The 21,262-nt window shown below is 66.2% G+C and carries 14 protein-coding genes; 8 read left to right on the top strand and 6 right to left on the bottom strand.

Annotation, left to right across the window (positions count from 1 at the left end; all coding sequences use genetic code 11):
* Nucleotides 1-39 precede the first annotated feature (39 nt).
* From R2B70_RS13425 to R2B70_RS13400, 6 genes are all read left to right on the top strand, one after another.
* Entirely contained in the window at nucleotides 40-1,080 is a 1,041-nt protein-coding gene (locus R2B70_RS13425) for an efflux RND transporter periplasmic adaptor subunit (protein ID WP_318163356.1), read from the top strand.
* Nucleotides 1,073-4,222: an efflux RND transporter permease subunit gene (locus R2B70_RS13420; protein ID WP_318161726.1), complete on the top strand. Its 3,150-nt coding sequence runs from the start codon at nucleotides 1,073-1,075 to the stop codon at nucleotides 4,220-4,222. The genes R2B70_RS13425 and R2B70_RS13420 overlap by 8 nt, the downstream gene beginning before the upstream one ends.
* Nucleotides 4,223-4,304: 82 nt before the next feature.
* A complete protein-coding gene (locus R2B70_RS13415) occupies nucleotides 4,305-5,444 on the top strand; it encodes an efflux RND transporter periplasmic adaptor subunit (RefSeq protein WP_318161725.1) in 1,140 nt (379 codons plus the stop codon).
* On the top strand, nucleotides 5,437-6,126 hold the full coding sequence (locus R2B70_RS13410; protein WP_318161724.1) for an ABC transporter ATP-binding protein: 690 nt from the start codon (nucleotides 5,437-5,439) through the stop codon (nucleotides 6,124-6,126). Before R2B70_RS13415 ends, R2B70_RS13410 begins: the two co-directional genes overlap by 8 nt.
* Entirely contained in the window at nucleotides 6,127-7,341 is a 1,215-nt protein-coding gene (locus R2B70_RS13405; protein ID WP_318161723.1) for an ABC transporter permease, read from the top strand.
* Nucleotides 7,341-8,540: an ABC transporter permease gene (locus R2B70_RS13400; RefSeq protein ID WP_209794574.1), complete on the top strand. Its 1,200-nt coding sequence runs from the start codon at nucleotides 7,341-7,343 to the stop codon at nucleotides 8,538-8,540. Before R2B70_RS13405 ends, R2B70_RS13400 begins: the two co-directional genes overlap by 1 nt.
* On the opposite strand, the gene R2B70_RS13395 is transcribed toward R2B70_RS13400, so the two are convergent.
* Entirely contained in the window at nucleotides 8,537-10,981 is a 2,445-nt protein-coding gene (locus R2B70_RS13395; protein ID WP_318161722.1) for a diguanylate cyclase domain-containing protein, read from the bottom strand. The genes R2B70_RS13400 and R2B70_RS13395 overlap by 4 nt on opposite strands.
* Nucleotides 10,982-11,397: 416 nt before the next feature.
* Here R2B70_RS13395 and R2B70_RS13390 point away from each other — a divergent pair, with 416 nt between their 5' ends.
* The gene (locus R2B70_RS13390) at nucleotides 11,398-12,411 is read left to right on the top strand and encodes a lipoate--protein ligase (protein ID WP_318161721.1); all 1,014 of its coding nucleotides are present in this window, start codon (nucleotides 11,398-11,400) and stop codon (nucleotides 12,409-12,411) included.
* A 180-nt stretch (nucleotides 12,412-12,591) separates the two neighbouring features.
* The gene (locus R2B70_RS13385; protein ID WP_318161720.1) at nucleotides 12,592-14,286 is read left to right on the top strand and encodes a pyridoxal phosphate-dependent decarboxylase family protein; all 1,695 of its coding nucleotides are present in this window, start codon (nucleotides 12,592-12,594) and stop codon (nucleotides 14,284-14,286) included.
* 75 nt (nucleotides 14,287-14,361) lie between these two features.
* Here the strand turns inward: R2B70_RS13385 and R2B70_RS13380 are convergent, their stop codons facing one another.
* The 5 genes from R2B70_RS13380 to xthA form a co-directional block, all read right to left on the bottom strand.
* Nucleotides 14,362-14,724: a copper-binding protein gene (locus tag R2B70_RS13380; RefSeq protein WP_318163355.1), complete on the bottom strand. Its 363-nt coding sequence runs from the start codon at nucleotides 14,722-14,724 to the stop codon at nucleotides 14,362-14,364.
* Nucleotides 14,725-14,770: 46 nt separating this feature from the next.
* Complete coding sequence (locus tag R2B70_RS13375) at nucleotides 14,771-17,899, bottom strand: efflux RND transporter permease subunit (protein ID WP_318161719.1); 3,129 nt, start codon at nucleotides 17,897-17,899, stop codon at nucleotides 14,771-14,773.
* Between the two features lie 73 nt (nucleotides 17,900-17,972).
* Nucleotides 17,973-19,487, bottom strand: coding sequence for an efflux RND transporter periplasmic adaptor subunit (locus R2B70_RS13370; RefSeq protein WP_318161718.1), 1,515 nt, complete (start codon nucleotides 19,485-19,487; stop codon nucleotides 17,973-17,975).
* Nucleotides 19,488-19,734: 247 nt separating this feature from the next.
* Nucleotides 19,735-20,235: a hypothetical protein gene (locus R2B70_RS13365; RefSeq protein ID WP_318161717.1), complete on the bottom strand. Its 501-nt coding sequence runs from the start codon at nucleotides 20,233-20,235 to the stop codon at nucleotides 19,735-19,737.
* Nucleotides 20,236-20,420: 185 nt separating this feature from the next.
* Nucleotides 20,421-21,227 carry an exodeoxyribonuclease III gene (gene xthA, locus R2B70_RS13360; protein ID WP_318161716.1) on the bottom strand — a complete coding sequence of 269 codons (807 nt, stop codon included), beginning with the start codon at nucleotides 21,225-21,227 and terminating at the stop codon, nucleotides 20,421-20,423.
* Nucleotides 21,228-21,262 lie beyond the last annotated feature (35 nt).

The following is a 21,262-nucleotide window of genomic DNA, read 5'->3' as shown; positions in this document are numbered from 1 at the left end:
CCGTGAAGTGACTGATGACGCCAGGGAAGGAGAGTGATGATGGAAAACATCCGGTTGCTGGGGATCACCTTGCTGGTGATGACATCGCAGGCCATGACATCCACCCAAGCCCTGGCCGCAGAAGGGGATCCGGTGGCCCCGCTGACTGTGGCGCCACGGCCGGTGACCGACTGGCTGACACTGGATGGCACAGTCACTGCCATCCATCAGGGGACGGTGGCGGCCCAGACCAGCGGCCGGGTCTCCCGTATGCTGGTGGATGTGAACGATGAGGTAGTCGCCGGGCAACCGCTGCTCGAGATCAGCGGCAAGGAGCAGTTTGCCGCCGTCACGGGAGCCGAGGCACGGCTGGCCCGGGCACAGGCCCAGCAGGTGGAGGCCGAGCGCCAGCTTGCCCGTTTTCAGGCGCTGATCGCCAAGGGGGTGATCACCCGCGCCCAGCTCGACAATGCCCAGGCGACTGACCGGGCCGCCCGCGCGGAGGTGAATGCGGCCGACGCTGCCCTCACCCAGGCCCGCGAGGCCTACGGTTATACCCGCATCCTCGCCCCCTACGCCGGGGTGGTGACCAAGCGGTTGGTGGAGCTGGGGGAGACGGTGGCCCCCGGCACCCCTCTGCTCTCCGGCTTCTCCCTTGACGAATTGCGGGTGGAGGTGGAGTTGCCCCAATCCACCCTGACGCTGGCTCGTGAGCCTGCGGATGTGCAGGTGCTGCTGCCGGATGGCAACACCGTTCCCCCCCTCAAACTGACCCGCTTCAACTATGCCGACAGCCAGAGCCACGCCTTCAGGCTGCGCCTCGACCTGCCGCCGCACACCGCCGGGGTATTGCCCGGCATGTGGCTCAAGGTGCAGCTCAAACGGGGTGAGCGTCAGGTGTTGCAAGTGCCGGAGCGCGCCCTGCTGCGGCAAGGGGAGTTCAACGGCGTCTATCTGCAGCAGGCTGCTGGTTGGGTCCTGACGCCGGTGCGGGTTGGCCATTGCGTCGAGGGGCAGTGCGAGATCCTGGCCGGGCTGCAAGCCGGTGACAAGCTGGCCCCCGATGCCTGGGCGCAGCAGCAGGCGGTGGCTCATGAGTAGCGAGCTGAACGGCAACAAGGGGAGGCTGGGGCCAGCGGGCCGACTGGCTGCGCTGTTTCAGGGCTCGGCCATCACCCCGCTGCTGGCGCTGGTGGGGCTGCTGCTCGGCTTGTTTGCGGTGCTGGTGACCCCCAAGGAGGAGGAGCCGCAGATCGATGTCACCTTCGCCGATGTCTATATCCCCTTCCCGGGGGCCAGCCCGACGGAGGTAGAGTCCCTCGTTACCACCCCTGCCGAGCAGGTGGTCTCCCAGATAAAGGGAATTGATACCCTCTACTCCTTCTCCCAACCCGATGGCGCCCTGCTGGTGGTGGTGTTCAAGGTAGGGGTGAGCCGCGAACAGGCCATCGTCGATCTCAACAACCAGCTCGACTCCCACCGCGACTGGTTGCCCCAGGGGCTCGGCGTCGGACCGCCCCTGGTCAAACCTCGGGGGATCGACGACGTGCCCATCGTCAGTCTGACGCTCTGGAGCAAGCAACTGGGCGCCCCCGAGCTGACCCGGGTCGCCCATGAGCTGGAGACCGAGCTCAAGCGCATTCCCGGTACCCGCGATATCTACACGCTGGGCAGCCAGAGCGCCGTGCTGCGGGTGATGCCGGATCCTGCGGCCCTCAGCGCCCACGGCATCAGCTGGGGTGAGCTGAACCAGCGCCTTGCGGCCGCCAGTCAGGTGGGTACGACACAGGCCATCGAGCAAGAGAACCGGGAGATCAAGGTGCAGGTCGGGCAGTTCCTGCAAAGCGAGCAGGAGGCCCGCGAGCTGGTGGTGGGGCTGCACGACGGTAAACCTGTCTATCTGGGGGATGTGGCCAGTGTTTCTCTGGGTCAGGAGACCCCGACCAAGCGCAGCTGGATGGGGCAGGGGGATCACAGCTATCCGGCGGTGACCCTGGCCATCGGCAAGCAGCCGGGCCAGAACGCGGTCGATGTGGCCAAGCGGGTGGAGGCGCGGGTCGAGATTTTGCAGAACCGGCTGATCCCGGCTGGGGTCGAGGTGACGGTGACCCGGGACTACGGCGTCACCGCCGAGACCAAATCCAACACGCTGATCGGCAAGTTGATTTTTGCCACCACGGCGGTAGTGCTGCTGGTGCTGGTGAGCATGGGCTGGCGCGAGGCGCTGGTGGTGGGGGTGGCTATCGTCATCACTCTGGCACTGACTCTGTTTGCGAGCAGGGCCTGGGGTTTTACCCTCAACCGGGTGTCGCTGTTTGCGTTGATCTTCTCCATCGGCATTCTGGTGGATGACGCCATAGTCGTGGTGGAGAACATCCACCGCCATCGCGGTTTGGACAAGGGGGCGCTCAAGGATCTCATTCCGGGGGCGGTAGACGAGGTGGGCGGGCCGACCATACTGGCGACCCTGACCGTGATCGCGGCCCTGCTGCCGATGGCCTTTGTCAGTGGCCTGATGGGCCCCTACATGAGCCCCATCCCCATCAATGCCAGCATGGGGATGCTTATCTCCCTGCTGGTGGCCTTTATCTTCTCCCCCTGGCTGGCCAACCACCTGCTCAAGAGCGAGGCACATGTCGTCCACGGTGAGGCCAAGGCCGGACTCTTCCAGCGGCTGATGACCCCTTTCCTGATCGGTGACGGCGCCAAGCGCGCCAGAGGCAAGCTCTGGCTGGCCATCCTGCTGCTGGTAGCGGGTGCCGCCGCCCTGCCCATGGTGCAGTGGGTGGTGCTCAAGATGCTCCCCTTTGACAACAAGTCGGAATTCCAGCTGGTGCTCGATATGCCGGAGGGGGCGACCCTGGAGCAGACCGAGCGCACCCTGCTGGCGGTCGGGCGGGAGCTGGCAAAAGTGCCGGAGGTGAAGGATTACCAGATCTATGCCGGCACCGCGGCCCCCATCAACTTCAATGGTCTGGTGCGCCACTACTTTATCCGCAGCGGCGCCAACGTGGGGGATATTCAGGTCAATCTGGTGGACAAGCATGAACGGGATCGCAGCAGCCACCAGATTGCCCGGTCGGTGCGGGCCCCCTTGCAGGCTATCGCCAGTGCGGCAGGGGGCAATCTCAAGGTAGTGGAGGTGCCGCCCGGCCCGCCGGTCTGGTCCCCCATAGTCGCGGAAGTGTATGGCCCGACACCGGCCGCCCGTGAAGCGGCGGCGCGCGCCGTACAGGCCCGCTTCGTGGCCACGGCGGATCTGGTGGACGTGGATATCTATCTGACCGACCCCCAGTCCAAGTGGCGGCTGGTGGTGGATCGCAGCAAGGCGGCTTTGCTCGGGGTCGATCTCGGGGATCTGGTGAGCACCCTCCATGGCGGGGTGGGTTATCAGGATGCCAGCTGGCTGCAGGGGCACGGCGCCAAGTATCCGGTGCCGATCCGCATCGAACTGGCTCCCGGTGACAAACGGGAGCTGGCGGGCGTACTGGCCCTCAAGGTGCGCAGCCCGAGCGGGCAGCTCATCCGGGTATCAGAGCTGGTGAGTCGCCGTGATGAGGTGGCACCCAGCTATATCATGCACAAGAACATGCAGCCCATGGTGATGGTGGTGGCCGACATGGGCGGCCACACCGACAGCCCGCTCTACGGCATGTTTGCCGCCGGTGCCGATATCGACCTGCCCCAATATTACGTGCAGCAGCCTGACAAGCTGGGGGAGGTGGCGCTGTTGTGGGACGGGGAGTGGAAGGTAACCTACGAGACCTTCCGCGATATGGGCATCGCCTACGGGGTGGGGATGATCCTCATCTACCTGCTGGTGGTGGCCCAGTTCCGCTCCTATCTGGTGCCGCTCATCATCATGGCTCCCATTCCGCTCACCCTCATCGGGGTGATGCCGGGCCACGCCCTGCTGGGGGCCCAGTTTACCGCCACCTCGATGATAGGGATGATAGCCCTGGCCGGGATCATCGTACGCAACAGCATCCTGCTGGTGGACTTTATCGAGCAGCAGAGAGGCGCTGGCATGCCGTTTGAGCAGGCGGTGATCGAAGCGGCGCAGGTACGGGCCAAACCCATCATGCTGACGGCGCTGGCGGCGATGATCGGAGCCCTGTTCATCCTCGATGATCCCATCTTCAACGGGCTGGCCATCAGCCTGATTTTCGGGATCCTGGTCTCCACCTTGCTCACCCTGGTGGTGATACCCTTGCTCTATTATGCCCTGCTCTCCCGACGCTGATGACGGGAGTCACTAGCTAAGGCGAAATGATGTCCTGCTCTCCCGACGCACGTGACGGGAGCCGATGGCGAAAGGAGGCGCGATGAAGAGAGGCTGGCTGTGGTGGACGGGGGGCGCCGGGGTGGCGGTGGCCGTCCTGGCATGGTGGCTGCGCCCGGTGGCGACGCCCGTCCCGCTGGTGAGCGTGGATCGCGGCGAGGTGCGCGTCACCGTGGTCAACACCCGGGCCGGCACCATCAAGTCGTGCCAGCGGGCCGGGCTCAGCCTGCCAGCTGGCGGCGTGGTGGAGCGGATCGCCGTCAAGGCCGGGGACAGGGTGGCGCAGGGAGACCTGCTGCTGACCCTCTGGAGCGAGGACATTCGCGCCGATCTCGCCCGTGCCCGCGCCCAGCAGGCCCTCGGCAAGACCCAGCGCGAGGAGCGCTGCAGCGAGGCGGCCTACTACGAGCGGGAGGCCAAGCGGCTGGCCACCCTGCTCGCCAAGAACCTCACCTCCCGCACCCTGGCCGAGCAGGCCCAGAACCTGGCCGATACCCGCCGCTACATCTGCCGGGCATCCCGCCAGCAGGAGCGGGTCGACGAGGCGCAGGTTGCCCAGGTGGAGGCCCGCCTGGCCGAGCGGCGCCTGCTGGCGCCCTTTGCCGGCGTGGTGGCCGAGGTCAACAGCAAGCTCGGCGAATACATGACCCCCTCACCCCCCGGGGTGGCCATGCCCCCCGTCATCGATCTCATCGACGATAACTGCCTCTATGTCTCAGCTCCCATCGACGAGGTGGATGCCGCCCGCCTCAGGGTGGGCCAGAGCGCCCGGGTGCTGCTCGACGCCATGCCCGGGCGCGATCTTGCCGCCACCGTCACCCGCATCGCCCCCTATGTGAAGGAGCTGGAGAAGCAGGCCCGCACCGTGGAGGTGGAGGCGACGCTCACAGCCCCGCCCGGGGACGTGCCCCTGCTTGTCGGCTACAGCGCCGATCTCGAGGTCGAGGTGACCCGCGCCACCGATGTGCTGCGGGTGGCGGCCAGCAGCCGGGCCGACGATGGCAGCGTGCTGCGCCTGGAAGGGGATAAGCTGGTGCGGCTCCGGCCTCGTTGGGGCGTGGAGAACTGGAACTGGATTGAGGTCACAGAGGGGCTGGCCCCTGGTGATCGGCTGGCGGCCCAGCCCGGCCAGATAGCCGGGGAGGGGCCCTTCACCGCCGCCACGGAGCCGGTGGATGAGTGAGCTCATTCGCCTCGAGGCCGTCAGCCGTCGCTTCACCCTGGGGGGGAGCGAGGTGGCGGCCCTCGAACACGTCTCTCTTCGGGTCGCCGAGGGGGAGTATCTGGCGGTGATGGGCCCCTCGGGGTCCGGCAAGTCGACCCTGCTCAACGTGCTGGGGCTGCTGGACAGGCCAGACGAGGGGCGCTACTGGCTGGGAGGGGAGGACACCGCCACCCTGTCAGAGCCGGCGCTGGCCCGGCTGCGCGGCCATCGCATCGGTTTCGTGTTCCAGTCGTTTCACCTGGTCTCCCGCCTCACCGCCCGTGAAAACGTCGAACTGCCGCTGATGCTGTGCGGCGTCCCCCCCGCCGAGCGCCATCGCCGCAGCCAGCGTCTGCTGGCGGAGCTGGGGCTGGACAACCGGGCCGAGCACAGGCCTGCCGAGCTCTCCGGCGGTCAGCGCCAGCGGGTGGCCATCGCCCGGGCCATGGCCATGGCGCCGCGCCTCATCCTGGCGGACGAGCCCACCGGCAATCTCGACTCCCGCTCCGGGGAGGAGGTGATCACCCTGCTCGAGGGGCTCAACCGGGAGCAGGGCATGACCCTGGTGGTGGTGACCCACGACGCCCGCCTCGGCGAGCGGGCGGGCAGGCGGATCCTGATGAACGATGGCCGCATCGGCAGCGACAGCGGTGGGGACTGAATGCGGCGCCCCGATGCCATCCGTTTCGCCGCCGTGGCGCTATTGCGTCAACGCTCACGGGCGCTGGTGCTGATCCTGGCGGTGAGCCTGAGCGTCACCTCGGTGCTGCTGCTCACCGCGCTGGGGGAGGGCGCAAGACGCTATGTGGCCGACCAGTTCAGCTCCCTTGGCAAGGATCTGCTGGTGATGTTCCCGGGCCGCAAGGAGACCACAGGCGGGCTGCCGCCGGTCACCGGCAACAGCCTGCGGGAGATCACCCTGGATGACATGCACTACCTTGGCCAGCACCAGCCCAAGGTGCGGCTGGTGCCGCTGGTGATGGGCTTTGCCGAGGCCAAGCAGGGGGCCCGGGTGCGCCAGACCATGCTGCTCGGCAGCAGCAACGGGCTGCGGCATACCCACGGGCTGGTGCTGCTCGCCGGCCGCTGGTTGCCGGGGGAGGCCACAGAGGACAGGCCTGTGGTCCTGCTCGGGGCCGTGGCGGCCAGGGAGCTGTTCGGCCGGACCGATCCCCTCGGCCAGTGGCTGCGTTTTGACAATCGTCGCTTCCGGGTGGTGGGGATCTTCACCAGCCAGAGCAGCAATCTGGGGATGGACATGGCCGAGGCGGCGCTGATCCCGGTCGGCAGCGCCATGAGGCTGTTCAATACCGAGGGGCTGTTTCGCCTGCTGATCCAGCCGCTGGACGGGCAGGCGGTGCCCCCGCTGGTAACGCGGCTGGAGCAGCTGATGCAGAGGCGTCACGGAGTGCTCGATGTGACTGTGGTCAGGCGCGACGCCATGCTGGCCACCTTCTCCACCATTCTGGCCACCCTCACCCTGGCGGTCGCCGGCATCGGCGCCATCAGCCTGCTGGTCTCGGGCATCATGATGATGAATCTGGCGCTGATCAGCACCCGCCAGCGGACCGGGGAGATAGGCCTGCTCAAGGCGCTGGGGGCCGACAGCCGCCAGATCCGCCGGCTGTTCTTGTGGGAGGCGCTGCTGCTGAGCGGTGGAGGCGCCCTCATCGGCACCCTGCTGGGCTATGCCCTGGTCGCCCTCGCCGGCCTGATCTGGCCGACCTTCCCGGCGGCGGTGCCCTGGCAGGCGACGCTCTGCACCCTGCCGGCGGCCCTCTTGACCGGGCTCTTCTTCAGCTGGCTGCCGGCGTCCCGGGCGGCAAGACAAGATCCGGTCAGCAGCCTGCGCAGCGGGCAATGGGGCGGTGGCTGATGCGCCTCGCCGATCTGCTGTTCTGGCTCTGGCGCGCCCTGCTGGCCGGGCGCAGCCGCAGCCTGCTGTCGGCGCTCGGCATCGCCATCGGGATCGCCTCGGTGACCCTGCTCACCGGCATCGGCGAGGGGCTCAGGCTCTATCTGCTCGACAGCTTCTCCCAGTTCGGTACCCGCTTGATCGCGGTGACCCCGGGCAAGACAGAGACCGCCGGCGGCCCGCCCGGCATCCTCTCCAGCAGCCGCCCCCTGCTGCTGGAGGATGCCGATGCCCTCGCCAGATTGCCGGGGGTAGAGGCCGCGCTCCCTGTGGTGCAGGGGCAGGGGGAGGTGCGCAGCCGGGGGCTGACCCGCAGCACCGCCATCCTGGGCACAGGCCCGGCGGCGCTCTCTGGCTGGCGGCTCACCCTGGTGCAGGGGCGTTTTCTGCCCGCGGACGACAGCGCCATGCCCCGCGCCTATGCGGTGCTGGGCGCCAAGGTGGCGGCGGAGCTCTTCCCCGGCGGGGATGCGCCGGGCAGTCTGCTGCGGGCCGGGGATCGCCGCTTCCGGGTGGCCGGGGTGCTGGCTCCCAAGGGGCAGTTTCTCGGCTTCGATCTGGACGACATGATCTATCTGCCCGCCGCCCACGCCCAGGCGCTGTTCAACAGGGAGGGGCTGCAGGAGATCGACGTCATCTATGGCGCCGGGCGGGCGGAGGCCGAGATCTCGGCCCAGATCCGGCGGGTGCTGACGGCCCGCCACGGCGCCGAGGACTTTACCCTCACCTCCCAGCAGGACATGCTGGCGAGCCTCGACAAGATACTCTCCATCGTCAAGCTGGCGGTCGGCGGGCTCGGCATCATCTCGCTGCTTATCGGGGCGGTCGGCATCTTCAGCATCATGAGCATCGCCCAGCAGGAGCGGATCCCCGAGGTGGGCCTGCTGATGGCGCTGGGTTGCCCACGGCGGCGCATCCTGCTGCTGTTTCTGCTGGAGGCCGTGGTGCTGGCGCTGCTGGGGGGGACCATGGGGCTGGTCCTGCTCGGGGGGCTCAAGCTGCTGCTCGCCCTGCTGGCGGCGGGGCTGCCGCTCAGCCTCCATCCCCTCTATCTGTTGCTGGCGCTGGGGTGCAGCGCCCTGGTCGGTCTGCTGGCCGGGGTCGCCCCGGCGCTGCGGGCGGTGCGCCTGGACCCCGTGGTCGCCCTGCGCGGCGACTAGCCGAGCGCCTGCTGCCGGACGTCGCCCGCCTCGAACAGCGCGAAGTAGCGCCGGTCGGCCTGGCTCATGTGGCCGACCACCAGCTCATGGATGATGAAGTTGAGCAGTTCGTCGTGGCCCAGGGTGCCCGCCCTGGCGGCGGCCATCAGCTGGTCGGCCATGCTCAGCAGTCGCCGGTGATCCTGGCGGTGGGCCTCCAGCTCGGCAAAGTCATGCTCCGCCAGCACCTGCTCCTCGGCGGCGAAGTGCTGGCGGGCCATCTCGAAGACCCGCTCCATCTCCTCCAGCAGTCGATCCGGTCGTCCGTCTGGCTCGTTCAGACGCTCCAGCAGCCGGTTGGTCAGCCTGAAGAGCTGGCGATGCTCGGCGTCGATGCGGGGGTGACCGCACTCGTGGGCGGGTTGCCATTGCAGGGTGTCCGGTGCCAGCCCGGCGGCGAACAGGCAGACCCGGCCCCGGCCGTGGTGCTTGGCCTGGTACATGGCCTGATCGGCGTGATGCATCAGGGTCTTGGGGTCGGTGCCGTGCTCCGGATAGAGGGCCACCCCTATGCTGCCGGAGATGCACAGCGCCTGCTGCTCGATCGAGAAGGGGTGGTGCAGGCTCTGGTGCAGCTTGTCGGCTACCGCTAGGGCCGCGGCGTCCGTATCGGGCAGCAGGATCACGAACTCGTCGCCGCCCAGGCGCGCCACCAGGTCCTCCTCCCGCACGCAGTGGCGCATGCGCTCCGCCACCTGTTTGAGCAGCTGATCCCCGGTCTCGTGGCCGAAGGTGTCGTTGATGGGCTTGAAGTGGTCGAGATCGATGAAGATGAGGGCCAGCGGCCGCTCGGGAGCCTGCGTCATGGTCTCCTTGAGCCGCTGCTGCAGCAGGCGGCGGTTGGGCAGCTGGGTGAGGGGGTCGTAGAAGGCGAGGCGGCGCATCATCTCCTCCCGTGCCGAGCGCTCGGTGACATCCCGGGTCACCCCCAGGATGGCGTCCGGCCAGGCCCGGGTGTTGCCGTGCAGGGTGGTGACCGTCTCGATGGCCACCAGATGCCCGTCCTTGTGGCGCAGCTGGGAGTGGATGACGCACCGGGTCTGATCATGCTCCCCCCGCTGCCAGGCGGCCAGGGAGGCGGCGATCTCGTCGCGCAACCGGCCCCAGGAGTCATCGGGCAGCAACCGGCGAAGGGAGAGATTGAGCAGTTCGGCGGGTTCATAGCCGCTCAGGGACGAGATGGCGGGGCTGATGTAGCGAAGACGCAGGCTGGCGGTGTCCATGGTCCAGATGACGTCGCCGCTGTTTTCCGCCACGAAGCGGTAGTGCTGTTCGCGCTGGACCAGTTCCTGGGTGAGCCGCTGTCGGTCGAGCGCCTCCTGGCGCAGGCGCAGATAGAGGTACAGGAAGATGCCGAGCAGCACCAGCAGGCTGAGGGTGACCAGGATGGCCACAGTGACGCTTCGATCGAACAGCTGGCGCTGCTGGAGCAGGCGGGCCTGGGCCGTGTTGTAGATGAAGGGGGCCAGGTTGGGGACGGCCTTGAGCATACCGGCATCCCGGTAGGTCCTGGCGATCTGCTCCCAGCGTTCCGGCTGCATGTAGCCGGGCTCTATGATATCGGGCTGCATCAGCGCCCGGGTCTCGCGGGCCTCGAAGGCCAGCTGCGCGCGATCGGCCCTGCCGGGGTACTGGGTCAGGATGAGGTCGATCATCTCCTCGGGGTGGTCCATGGCATAGCGCCACCCCCTGAGACTCGCCTGCAGGAAGGCGTCGACCCTCTCCTGATTGGTGACGATCTCGTGCTCCGAGGTAAAGAGGTTTTCGCCGTAGAAGTCGAAGCCGATCTCCCTGGGGGTGAACACCCGGTGGGGAATGCCCCCTCGCGCCAGCGCGAAGGGCTCTGTGGAGCTGTAGGCGCTGATGACATCCGCCTGTCCCGTGATCAGCGCCTGCACCCCCTGCGCATAGGGCAGGGTCTCCCACGTCTTGTCCCGGGTGTGGTGATGCAGATAGGTGAGCAGCTCGTTGGCGCCGGGCTCCAGCATCAGGCGCTTGCCGGCCAGATCCGCCGGGGTGCGGATGTCCGGCCTGTCCAGGGTGATGAGCACCAGGGGGGAGTGCTGCAGCATGGCGGCGAGTACCACCACGGGGCGCCCTGCGGCCCGGGCCAGCAGCAGATCGCTGCCCCGGATGCCGAACTGGGCCCTGCCCGTGGTCACCTCGTTGATGACGTCGGTGCGGGGGCCGGCCTCGCGCAGGGTGACCCGCAAGCCCGCATCCCGATAGAACCCCTTGGCAAGGGCGGCATAGTAACCGGCGAACTGGAACTGGTGCTGCCACGGCAGTTGCACTATGAGGTGCTCGTCTGCCCTGAGGGGAAGCGTGGTCAGGGTGGAAATCACCACCCAGAGGGGCAGAAGCCAGCGCGCACGCTGGCAGGATGCATCGGACTCCGTCATACCGCGGTTCTCTCGGGAGGTGCTCTCCTGGCTAGAGTCAAACAATTTCTGTCCGTTCGCAAGGGGATCAAGGCCCGTCGAGAAAGGATATAGGGGGGAATAAAAGTCATTTTTGTGTCGTTCATCACGCCTGATGGCGGCATGGCTCATTTTGGCGCCTCGTCTGGGCGAAAGAAACGCCCTGATGGGAAGAAAAGGTGGTCATGCGGGGCGCGTCTGGGCCGCTACTCTTGCAGTCTGCTATTGATATAACGCATGTTTTTGGTGGTTGCGTGTCAACCCGCCTCGCAGCACCAACGGTGGAGGCTTTTTCCCGCGCAGGCGGCCTGCCCCGGCCACGGGGGTGCGCCGATCCTCCCCCAGGTGGTATGGTAGTCACCCGTTTCCTGTTCTCTGTTTCCTAACAAGGTCCCGCCATGTCCTCCTTGCGCCTGCTGCTCTCAGACTCCCACGATCCCCTGTTCAACCTGGCGGTGGAGGAGTGCATCTTCCGCCAGATGGACCCCGCCCAGCGGGTGCTGTTTCTGTGGCGCAACGCCAATACGGTGGTGATAGGCCGGGCCCAGAACCCCTGGAAGGAGTGCAACACCCGGCGCATGGAAGAGGACGGGGTGACGCTCGCCCGGCGCAGCAGCGGGGGTGGCGCCGTGTTCCACGACCTTGGCAACAGCTGCTTCACCTTCATGGCGGGCAAGCCGGAGTATGACAAGAGCGTCTCCACCGCCATGGTGCTGGAGGCGCTCAAGCGGCTCGGGGTGGAGGCGTTTGCCTCCGGGCGCAACGATCTGCTGGTGGCGACCCCGGACGGGGATCGCAAGGTGTCTGGCTCGGCCTATCGGGAGACCCGGGATCGCGGCTTCCACCACGGCACCCTGCTGCTGGACGCGGATCTCGGCCGGCTCGCCCACTACCTCAATCCCGACCCCAAGAAGCTGGCGGCCAAGGGGATCAGCTCGGTGCGCAGCCGGGTCGCCAACCTCTGCGAGCTGTTGCCGGGGATCAGCCATGAGCGGGTGGTGCAGGCCCTGTGCGAGGCCTTCTTCGCCCACCATGGCACCCGGGTTGCCCCCGAGCATATCTCCCCCGAGCGGATGCCCGACCTGCCGGGCTTCGCCGAGACCTTCGCCCGCCAGCGCAGCTGGGAGTGGAACTTCGGCCAGGCGCCCGCCTTCAGCCACCTGCTGGAGGAGCGCTTCCCCTGGGGCGGGGTGGAGCTGCACTTCGACGTGGAGAAGGGGGTGATAGGCCGGGCGCAGATCTTCAGCGACAGCCTGGAGCCGGCGCCGCTCGATGCGCTGGCCGAGCGCCTGCCCGGGGTTGCCTATCGCCCCGAGGCCATCGACGACCTGTTGCAAGGGTGGCGGGCCGATTTCCCGGAACATGCCGAGCTGGCACCTTTCTGCCACTGGTTGCTGGCCGCCCTGCGCTGACCGAACCGGCGTGATCGGGGTCACAAGACGGCGAGGGGGGCGCCTCGGGGGAGGCATTCCCAGCCCCCGTCAGGGCTCAGTCATGACAAAAAGTAGGGCGGCGCATTAGATATTGTCTCTGTTGATGCTTTCGTCATGAGGGTATAAGAACCGCACCTTTGCCGTACCCAGGGTATAAAAATGAGTGATCTGGTTTACCTGAAAGACGACGGCGTCAACGCCGTCTCCCCCGCATTCGCCGCCCGCTTCGCCACCGTCAAGGCCCACTTCTTCTCCCGCAACCCCGAGCTCTGGCCGGTGTTTCGCGAGCCCGGTTTCGCCACCCTCAACGAGTTTCGCGCCCGCGGCCTGGCCCCGGATGCGCGCCTGAACGCCTGGCCGGACGGTCACGCCCGCCTCGCGGATCTCTGTGAGACCATGCCGGTGCCCGCGCAGATGCGCACTCCGGGGGAGCCCATGACGGAGCTGCTGTTCGCCGGCGCGCTGTCCAAAGACTGGGAGAATCCCTCCAGCGTCGAGAACGTCATCACCATGTCGGCGGATCCCGCCATCTACGGCGCCCAGATGGGCATTCTCGCGAACCCCAACCTGGTCTACTCCGAGTATGCCGGGGTGGCCGAGGAGCTCGAGAAGAAGGTGGTGCGCCAGATTGCCCTGCTGGCGGGTTACGATCCGGCCCGCGCCACCGGCATCTTCACCCAGGGGGGGACCTTCTGTAACCTCTACGGCTACCTGCTCGGCATTCGCAAGAGCCTGCCCGAGGCCAAGCACAAGGGGCTCGGCCACTATCAGGACTACCGCATCATCAACTCCCAGGGCGGTCACTACTCCAACATCACCAACCTCTCCCTGCTCGGGGTGGATATCGAGAACAAGACCATCCGCATCCAGGTGGGGGAGAACAACGACATCGATCTGGCGGATCTCGAGCGCACCCTGACCGCCTGCTTTGCCCTGAAGCACGTGGTCCCCACCATCATGCTGACCATGGGCACCACGGATACCTTCGGGGTGGACAGGGTCAAGCCCGTGGTCGAGCTGCGGGATCGCCTGTGCGAGCGGTTCGAGGTGGCGGTCAAGCCCCACATCCACGTGGACGCCGCCATCGGCTGGTCGATGATCTTCTTCCTGGATTACGACTTCGTCGCCAACCCGCTGGCCATCAACGCCGCCACCCTGGCGGGGATCGAGCGCAACGTGGCGCGCTTCGCCGAGCTGAAATATGCCGACTCCTTCACCGTCGACTTCCAGAAGTGGGGCTATGTGCCCTACACCTCCAGCCTGGTGATGATCAAAGATCAGAACGACCTCAAGGCGATGGAAAATGACCCGGAGAACTTCTCGTACTTCGAGCGAGACATCCAGGGCCAGACCCACCTGCAGTCCACCATCGAGTGCTCCCGGGGGGCGAGCGGCCTGTTCGGCGCCTATGCGGCCCTCAACTACCTGGGGGTGGAGGGCTATCGCACCGTGCTGGCCCACTGCCTGCAAAACGCGAACTACTTCCGCTTCCGCCTGAGCCAGCTCGGCAACGTCAAGCTGGTGGCCCAGGAGAACCAGGGGCCGAGCGTGGGCTTCAAGATCTACAACCCCGAGTGGGTGAGCGATCCGGAGGCCGAGTTCGCCTTCGAGCTGGCCCGCAGCCCGGACGCGGCCTACAAGGCGCGGCTGGCGCGCAATACCGAGTACCACCGCAGCCTGTTCACCGGGCGCGGCAAGGTGGGGCTCTACACCAACTGGGTGGAGGCGGTGGCGCATTCGGACTACGACGAGCGCGGCAAGTACTCCTACATCGCAGGGGAGAAGGCGGTATTCATGAACCCCGCCTGCGGCCGCGAGCAGATCGACGCCTTTATCGCGCATATTCGCGGCTGAACGGTCTAGATTGCCAGAACCCGGATAGCAAAACGGCGGGATTATCCCGCCGTTTTTTATTACCGTGGCCAGCGCTCACTGCTTCTGCAGTTGGGTCACCGTCAGCTTGCCACCCGGGTTCTCGGCGTGGAACAGGACTGCATCCCCCACCTTCAGATCCTTGAGCAGGGCCGGATCCGCCAGCAGGAACACCATGTTCATGGGAGGCATCTTGAGGTTCTCGATTGCCTCGTGCTTGATGCCGACCTTGCCGTTGGGGGCGTCGATGCGGCTGATGACCCCCTTGGTCATCGTCATTTCGCCCATCTCGTTCATGCCGTCCATTTGTCCCATCTGGCTCATGTCGTGCCCTTCGTGGTGCATCATCTCCTCGGCCTGCAGGCCGGTATGGGTGGCGAGGCCGAGCAGCAGGGTCAGCGTCAACGTCTTGTAGTTCATCATGTTTTCCTCGTCATCTATGCAAAAAAGAGTTGTTTGAAGCGGATTATTCGGCCTGTTCGGGCACGGGCTTTCCAAGGTGCCGGCTGCGCCACAGGTAGTAGGCGGCGGGCAGCACCAGCAGGGTCAGCACCAGGGCGCTCACCATGCCGCCGATCATCGGGGCGGCGATGCGCTGCATCACCTCGGAGCCGGTGCCCTGGCTCCACATGATGGGCAAGAGGCCGGCGATGATGGTCACCACCGTCATCATCTTGGGGCGCAGGCGCAGGGCGGCGCCGTGGATGACCGCCCGGTGCAGGCCCGCCTTGTCCGGCTTGCCGCCGGCCACGAGGTCATCCCAGGCGTGGTTGAGGTAGACCAGCATCAGGACGCCGGTCTCCACCGCCACCCCCGCCAGGGCGATAAAACCTACCCCTACGGCGACTGACAGGTTGAAGTCCAGCAGCCAGAGGGTCCAGATCCCACCCACCACCGCCAGCGGCAAGGTGGTGAGAATGAGCAGCACCTCCTGGAAGCGGCGAAACGCCAGATAGAGCAGCAGCACGATAATGGCGATGGTGAGCGGCACCACGTAGGCGAGGCGTGCCTTGGCCCGCTCCATGTATTCGTACTGACCGGACCAGGTGAGGGCGTAGCCCGCCGGCAGCACCAGCTGCTTGTCCACCTCGGACTTGGCCTCTGCCACAAAGGAGCCGATGTCGCGGCCGCGAATGTCCACGTAGACCCAGCCGTTGAGGCGCGCGTTTTCACTGCGCAGCATGGGCGCCTCGTCGCTGATGTAGACCCGCGCCACGTCCGCCAGGGCGATGTGTTCCCCCTTGGGGGTCACCAGGGGCAGCAGCTCGAGGCTGGCCACCGAATCGCGGTAGCTCTGGGGGTAGCGCAGGTTGATGGGATAGCGTTCGCGCCCCTCTATGGTCTGGCCCACCTCCATGCCGCCCACCGCGGTGGCGAGCACCGCCTGCACGTCGGCGATATTGAGGCCGTAGCGGGCCGCCTTCAGCCGGTCGATGTCCACCTTGACGTAGCGGCCACCCGCCACCCGCTCGGCGTAGACAGATGACGCGCCCTCCACCTTTCCGACGATCTGCTCAAGCTGCTGGCCGAGCTGCTGGATCACCTTGAGATCCGGCCCCGCTATCTTGATGCCGACCGGGGTCTTGATGCCGGTGGCCAGCATGTCGATGCGGGTCTTGATGGGGGGCACCCAGGCGTTGGTGAGACCGGGGAAGCGGATGAGGGAGTCGAGCTCCTCCTTGAGCTTCTCCGGGGTCATGCCGGGGCGCCACTGATCCTTGGGCTTGAGCTGGATGCTGGTCTCCATCATCACGAGATCCGCAGGGTCGGTGGCCGAGTCGGCGCGCCCCGCCTTGCCGAACACGTTCTGCACCTCGGGCACGGTGCGAATGAGCTTGTCGGTCTGCTGCAAAATCTCCCGCGCCTTGCCCACCGAGATGTTGGTCGCCGTGGTGGGCATGTACATGATGTCCCCCTCGTCGAGCGGCGGTATGAACTCGGAGCCCAGATGCTGGAGCGGCCAGAAGCCCGCCACCGTGACCACGGCGGCGGCGGCCAGGGTGGTCTTGGGGTGTGCCAGCACGGCCTTGAGCAGGGGCACATAGCCCTGGCTCAGCCAGCGGTTGAGGGGGTTGGCCTGTTCGGCCAGCACCTTGCCACGGATGAAGTAGCCCATGATCACCGGCACCAGCGTGATGGCGAGCGCGGCGGCGGCGGCCATGGCGTAGGTTTTGGTGTAGGCGAGGGGGTGGAACATCCGCCCCTCCTGCGCCTCCAGGGCGAACACCGGCAGGAAGCTGATGGTGATGATGAGCAGGGAGAAGAAGATGGCGGGCCCCACCTCTATGCTCGCCTCTGTGATGATGCGCCAGCGGTTCTTGTCGGTGAGCGCCTCCCGCTCCATATGCTTGTGGACGTTCTCTATCATCACGATGGCGCCGTCCACCATGGCGCCGATGGCGATGGCGATGCCGCCGAGCGACATGATGTTGGCGTTGATCCCCTGCAGGTGCATGACGATAAAGGCGGTCAAAATCGCAATAGGGAGGGAGATGACCACCACCAGGGACGAGCGCAGGTGGAACAGGAAGGCGAGGCAGACCAGCACCACCACGGCGAACTCTTCGACCAGCTTGCCGGAGAGGTTGTCGATGGCGCGCTGGATAAGGTCGGATCGATCGTAGACGGTGACGATCTCCACCCCCTCCGGCAGGCTGCTCTTCAGCTGGGCGAGCCGCGCCTTGACCCCGTCTATGGTGTGCTGGGCATTTTCGCCATAGCGCATGACGATGATGCCGCCCACCACTTCCCCCTCGCCGTTGAGCTCGGCCAGGCCGCGCCGGCTCTGGGGACCGGTGACCACATCCGCCACATCCCCCAGCAGCAGGGGGGCGCCGCGCACATTGGTGCCGAGCGGGATCTGCTTCAGATCCTCCACGCTTTTCAGATAGCCATTCGAGCGCACCATGTACTCCGCTTCCGCCATCTCGATGACGGAGGCGCCGGTCTCCTGGTTGCCCTGCTTGATGGCGGTCTCGATGAGGGAGAGCGGGATGCCGTAGGCGCGCAGCTTGTCCGGGTCGACCCGCACCTGATACTGGCGCACCATGCCGCCCACGGTGGCGACCTCGGAGACGCCGTCCACCGTCTGCAGCTCGAACTTGAGCAGCCAGTTCTGCAGGGAGGTGAGCTCGCTGAGGTCATGCTTGCCGGTTCTGTCCACCAGGGCGTACTGGTAGACCCAGCCCACCCCGGTGGCATCGGGGCCGAGCTGGGGGCGGGCGGAGGCGGGCAGGTTGGGCGCAACCTGGCTCAAATACTCCAGCACCCGGGCGCGGGCCCAGTAGAGGTCGGTGTCGTCGTCAAACAGCACGTAGACGAAGGAGTCGCCGAAGAAGGAGTAGCCGCGCACCGTGGTGGCGCCCGGCACCGCCAGCATGGCGGTGGTGAGCGGGTAGGTCACCTGATCCTCCACCACCTGCGGCGCCTGGCCGGGGTAGGCCGTCTTGATGATCACCTGGACGTCGGAGAGATCCGGCAGGGCGTCCACCGGGGTCTGTTTGACCGACCAGAGCCCCCAGGCGGTGAGCATGAGGGTCAATAGCAGCACCAGGAAGCGGTTGCCCACGGACCAGCGAATAATCGAGGGGATCATGGTTGGGCTCCTTGCTCATTGGGTGCAGAGAGCGGAGAGCGGTTGCCTGTCAGGCAGCGAATGATGGCAGGGATCATGACTTCTTCTCCATCTCGGGCATCGCCATCTGATGCTGGCTATGGTCCATGCCTTCCATCTCCTCCGGCGCCGCGGCCTCGTCGTTGGCCGGGGCGCTCTCCTGGTGGATGGTGGTGATGCGATATTCATCCCCCTCCTGCATCACCTGCAGGTGCAGGGTCTGTCCCTCGGTCAGCTTGCTCATGTCGACCCCCTCGGCCACGGTGAACTCCATCTCCATGGCGGGCCACTGCCACTCGGGGATGGGCTGGTGGGCGACCATCAGGGTGCGGTTGGCGAGATCGATGCTTTCAACCTCGCCCTGGGTCCACACCTGGGCGGGACGCACCGCCGTCATGCGCTGGAAGTCCGAATCGATGGCCGACTCCGAGTCGAGCAGGAACTGGGCCGAGCTGACGATGCTGTCCCCCGCTTCAACCCCCTCCCGGATGGCAACCTTGTCGCCAAACTGGGGGCCCAGGGTGACGGCCACCGACTTGAAGCTGCCATCCCCCAGCGCCAGCACCAGCCTGTCCTGGCTGCCGGTGCGGATCACCGCTTCGCTCGGTACCACTAGTCGGGGCTCGCCCTTGCCTGTCTGAATCGTCACCTTGGCGAACATGTTGGGTTTCAGGAACTCGTCCGGGTTGGCGAAGCGCAGCCGTACCTTGAGGGTGCGGGTGGCGGCATCCAGGGTGGGGTAGAGGTAATCGACCCGACCCTGCCACTGGCGGCCCGGGGCGTAGTCCAGGGTCATGGTGACCGGATCGCCCACCTTCAGCTGGGCGGCCTGACGCTCGAACACCTCGGCACTCACCCACACCTGCTTGAGGGTGCTGATGTTGAACAGGGCCGCGGCGGGCTCCACATACTGGCCCTCGCGCACCTTCAGCTCGGAGACATAGCCGCTGCTCGGGGCATAGATGCGCACCGTCTCCTGCACCTGACGGGTGCGCTTGAGGGCCGCTATCTGATCCGCCGGCACCTGCAGGGATTTCAGCTTGCCCTCGGCGGCGCGCAGCAGCAGCGGGTTGGTGGTGTTGAGGGCGAGCAGGTACTCGTGCTGGGCGTTGACTAAGTCAGGGGCATAGAGCTCGTAGATGAGGCTCCCCTTGCTCACCTGCTGCCCCTCGCTCTTGATGGCGAGGGTGCGGATCCAGCCCGCCATGCGGGCGTTGACCGCCTCCAGCTTGTCCTCGTCATAGCCGACGTAGCCCACCGTCTCGACCTGCTGGTGGATGGGGAGTCGCTCGACTTTCGCGAGCCGCACCCCCAGGTTCTGCTGGATCTCGGGGCTGATGGTGACGGTTCCCGGCGAGCCGCTTTTCTGCTCCTCATAGACGGGAATGAAGTCCATCCCCATGTTGTCCTTGGCGGGGCCGTCGCGTTTGTCGCGGGGATCCATGGGGTTGACCCAGTAGAGGGGCTTCTTCTCGGCGCTGGCGCCATCCGTGGTCTGTTTGGCGGCCCAGTAGCCGCCGCCGGCCCCGAGGGCGAGCAGCAGGGCAGACAGGATCAGCGTCTTGTTCATGACTGGCCTCCGGCGCGAGTCTGCACACAGCGCGTGCGGGAGGGCAGGGCGCCACGGGGCGCAAATGTCTTGGATGATGACATGGTACTTCTTCTCTCGTATCGGGCCGTCGTCCGGCCTTGAGCGGATGCGGTGCTGGCGCTCGGCGGACGGGGTTGGCCGACCATAGGGGCAGGGCCGACGGATCGGCCGCTGCACGGCATGGCGATGGCAGTGCCATCGCCCGGGCTAACGGGAGAAGCGGTTTCTAATGGCGCAGCACGGACAGCATCAGATGCCGTCTGGGCCAGGAGGGGGGATGGGTACCACGCAGGCGCAGGAAGGGATCCCGCAACCAGTTGTCCAGCAGGGGGCCGATACTCCACGAAGAGGGGAGCAACAGCAGGGGCAGCAACAGCAGTGACAGCAGCATGCCGAGCAGGGGGGGCGCACTGGCGGCGCCGGAGAAGCCGGGCTGCATCTGACACTCATCCCCCGACAGGGCCCCCGCATTCATTGTGCCCGAATGGCAGGAGAGGGAGGCGGTGTCCGCCTGGTCAGGGGTCATGGCGGCGTGCTGTACCGGCCCGCTCTGGTGCAGCCCATGAGACAGGGAGGGCTGTGGCGGGGCCAGGATGGGAGCGGATGCGTCGCCCGGGAGGGCGGTAGCCACCCCGTGCCAGCCGATGCACAGGGTGAGATTGCAGACGAGCACCAGCGCCAGCAATAGCCGGGCGATGAGCGCTGTAGGCAATCTCGATGACAACATGGTGCAGGTTCCCTGTGACGTATGGGATGAATGTAAACCTTACCTATAGGAGAAGGTCAAGGTTCGCCCTGTACCATCTGCCAAAGAGTTGATATGGATTAAGAAATGCCGGATTGGCTGACGAAGAGGCCCCCGCGTGGCGGGGGCTCAGGGTCAGGAGTGACAGGGCAGCTCGACGGCCGGGATCAGGCGAAGCAGGTCCAGATGGGGGCGTGATCGGAGGGCTTGTCGATGCCGCGCAGCTCATAGTCGATGCCGGTCTCGGTCACCTTGTCCTTGAGGGCGTCGGAGGCCATGATGAGGTCGATGCGCAGACCCCGGTTCTCGTCAAAGCCCCTGGAGCGGTAGTCGAACCAGGAGAAGCGCTCGCACTCGGTGGGGTTGGCGGCGCGGAAGGTGTCGGTCAGGCCGAACCCCTTGAGCCGTTCCATCCACTCCCGCTCGATGGGCAGGAAGGAGCACTTGCCATCCCGCAGCCAGCGCTTGCGATTCGCCTCGCCGATGCCGATGTCGAGATCCGTGGGGGAGATGTTCATATCCCCGATCAGCGCTATCTGATCGTCCGGGCTGTGGTGGGTCTCGAGGTAGTGCTGCAGGTCTTCATAGAACTTCTGCTTGGCCGGGAACTTGGTCTCGTGATCCAGGCTCTCCCCTTGCGGGAAATAGCCGTTCATCACTGTGATGATGGAGCCATCTTCCCGCTGGAAGTCGGCCATGATCATGCGGCGCTGGGCGTCTTCCTCATCGGTGGGAAAGCCTTTTTGCACCTTGAGCGGCTTCTGCTTGCTCATGATGGCCACCCCGTAGTGACCCTTCTGGCCGTGGAATTCCACGTGATAGCCCATGGCCTCCACGTCCGCCACCGGGAAGGCCTCGTCGTGGACCTTGATCTCCTGCAGGCCGATCACATCCGGCTGGTGTTTGTCGATAAGGGCTTGCAACTGATGAAGACGGGCGCGCAGGCCATTGATATTGAAAGAGATGATCTTCATGTTCGGGGTGCTCATGTCGTTTTTGTTCGTCGCTT

Source organism: Aeromonas sp. XH (assembly GCF_033348475.1).
GTDB classification, from domain to species: domain Bacteria; phylum Pseudomonadota; class Gammaproteobacteria; order Enterobacterales; family Aeromonadaceae; genus Aeromonas; species Aeromonas sanarellii.
Note: the sequence above shows the minus strand (reverse complement) of the source record. Positions and strands in the feature narration are given on the sequence as shown.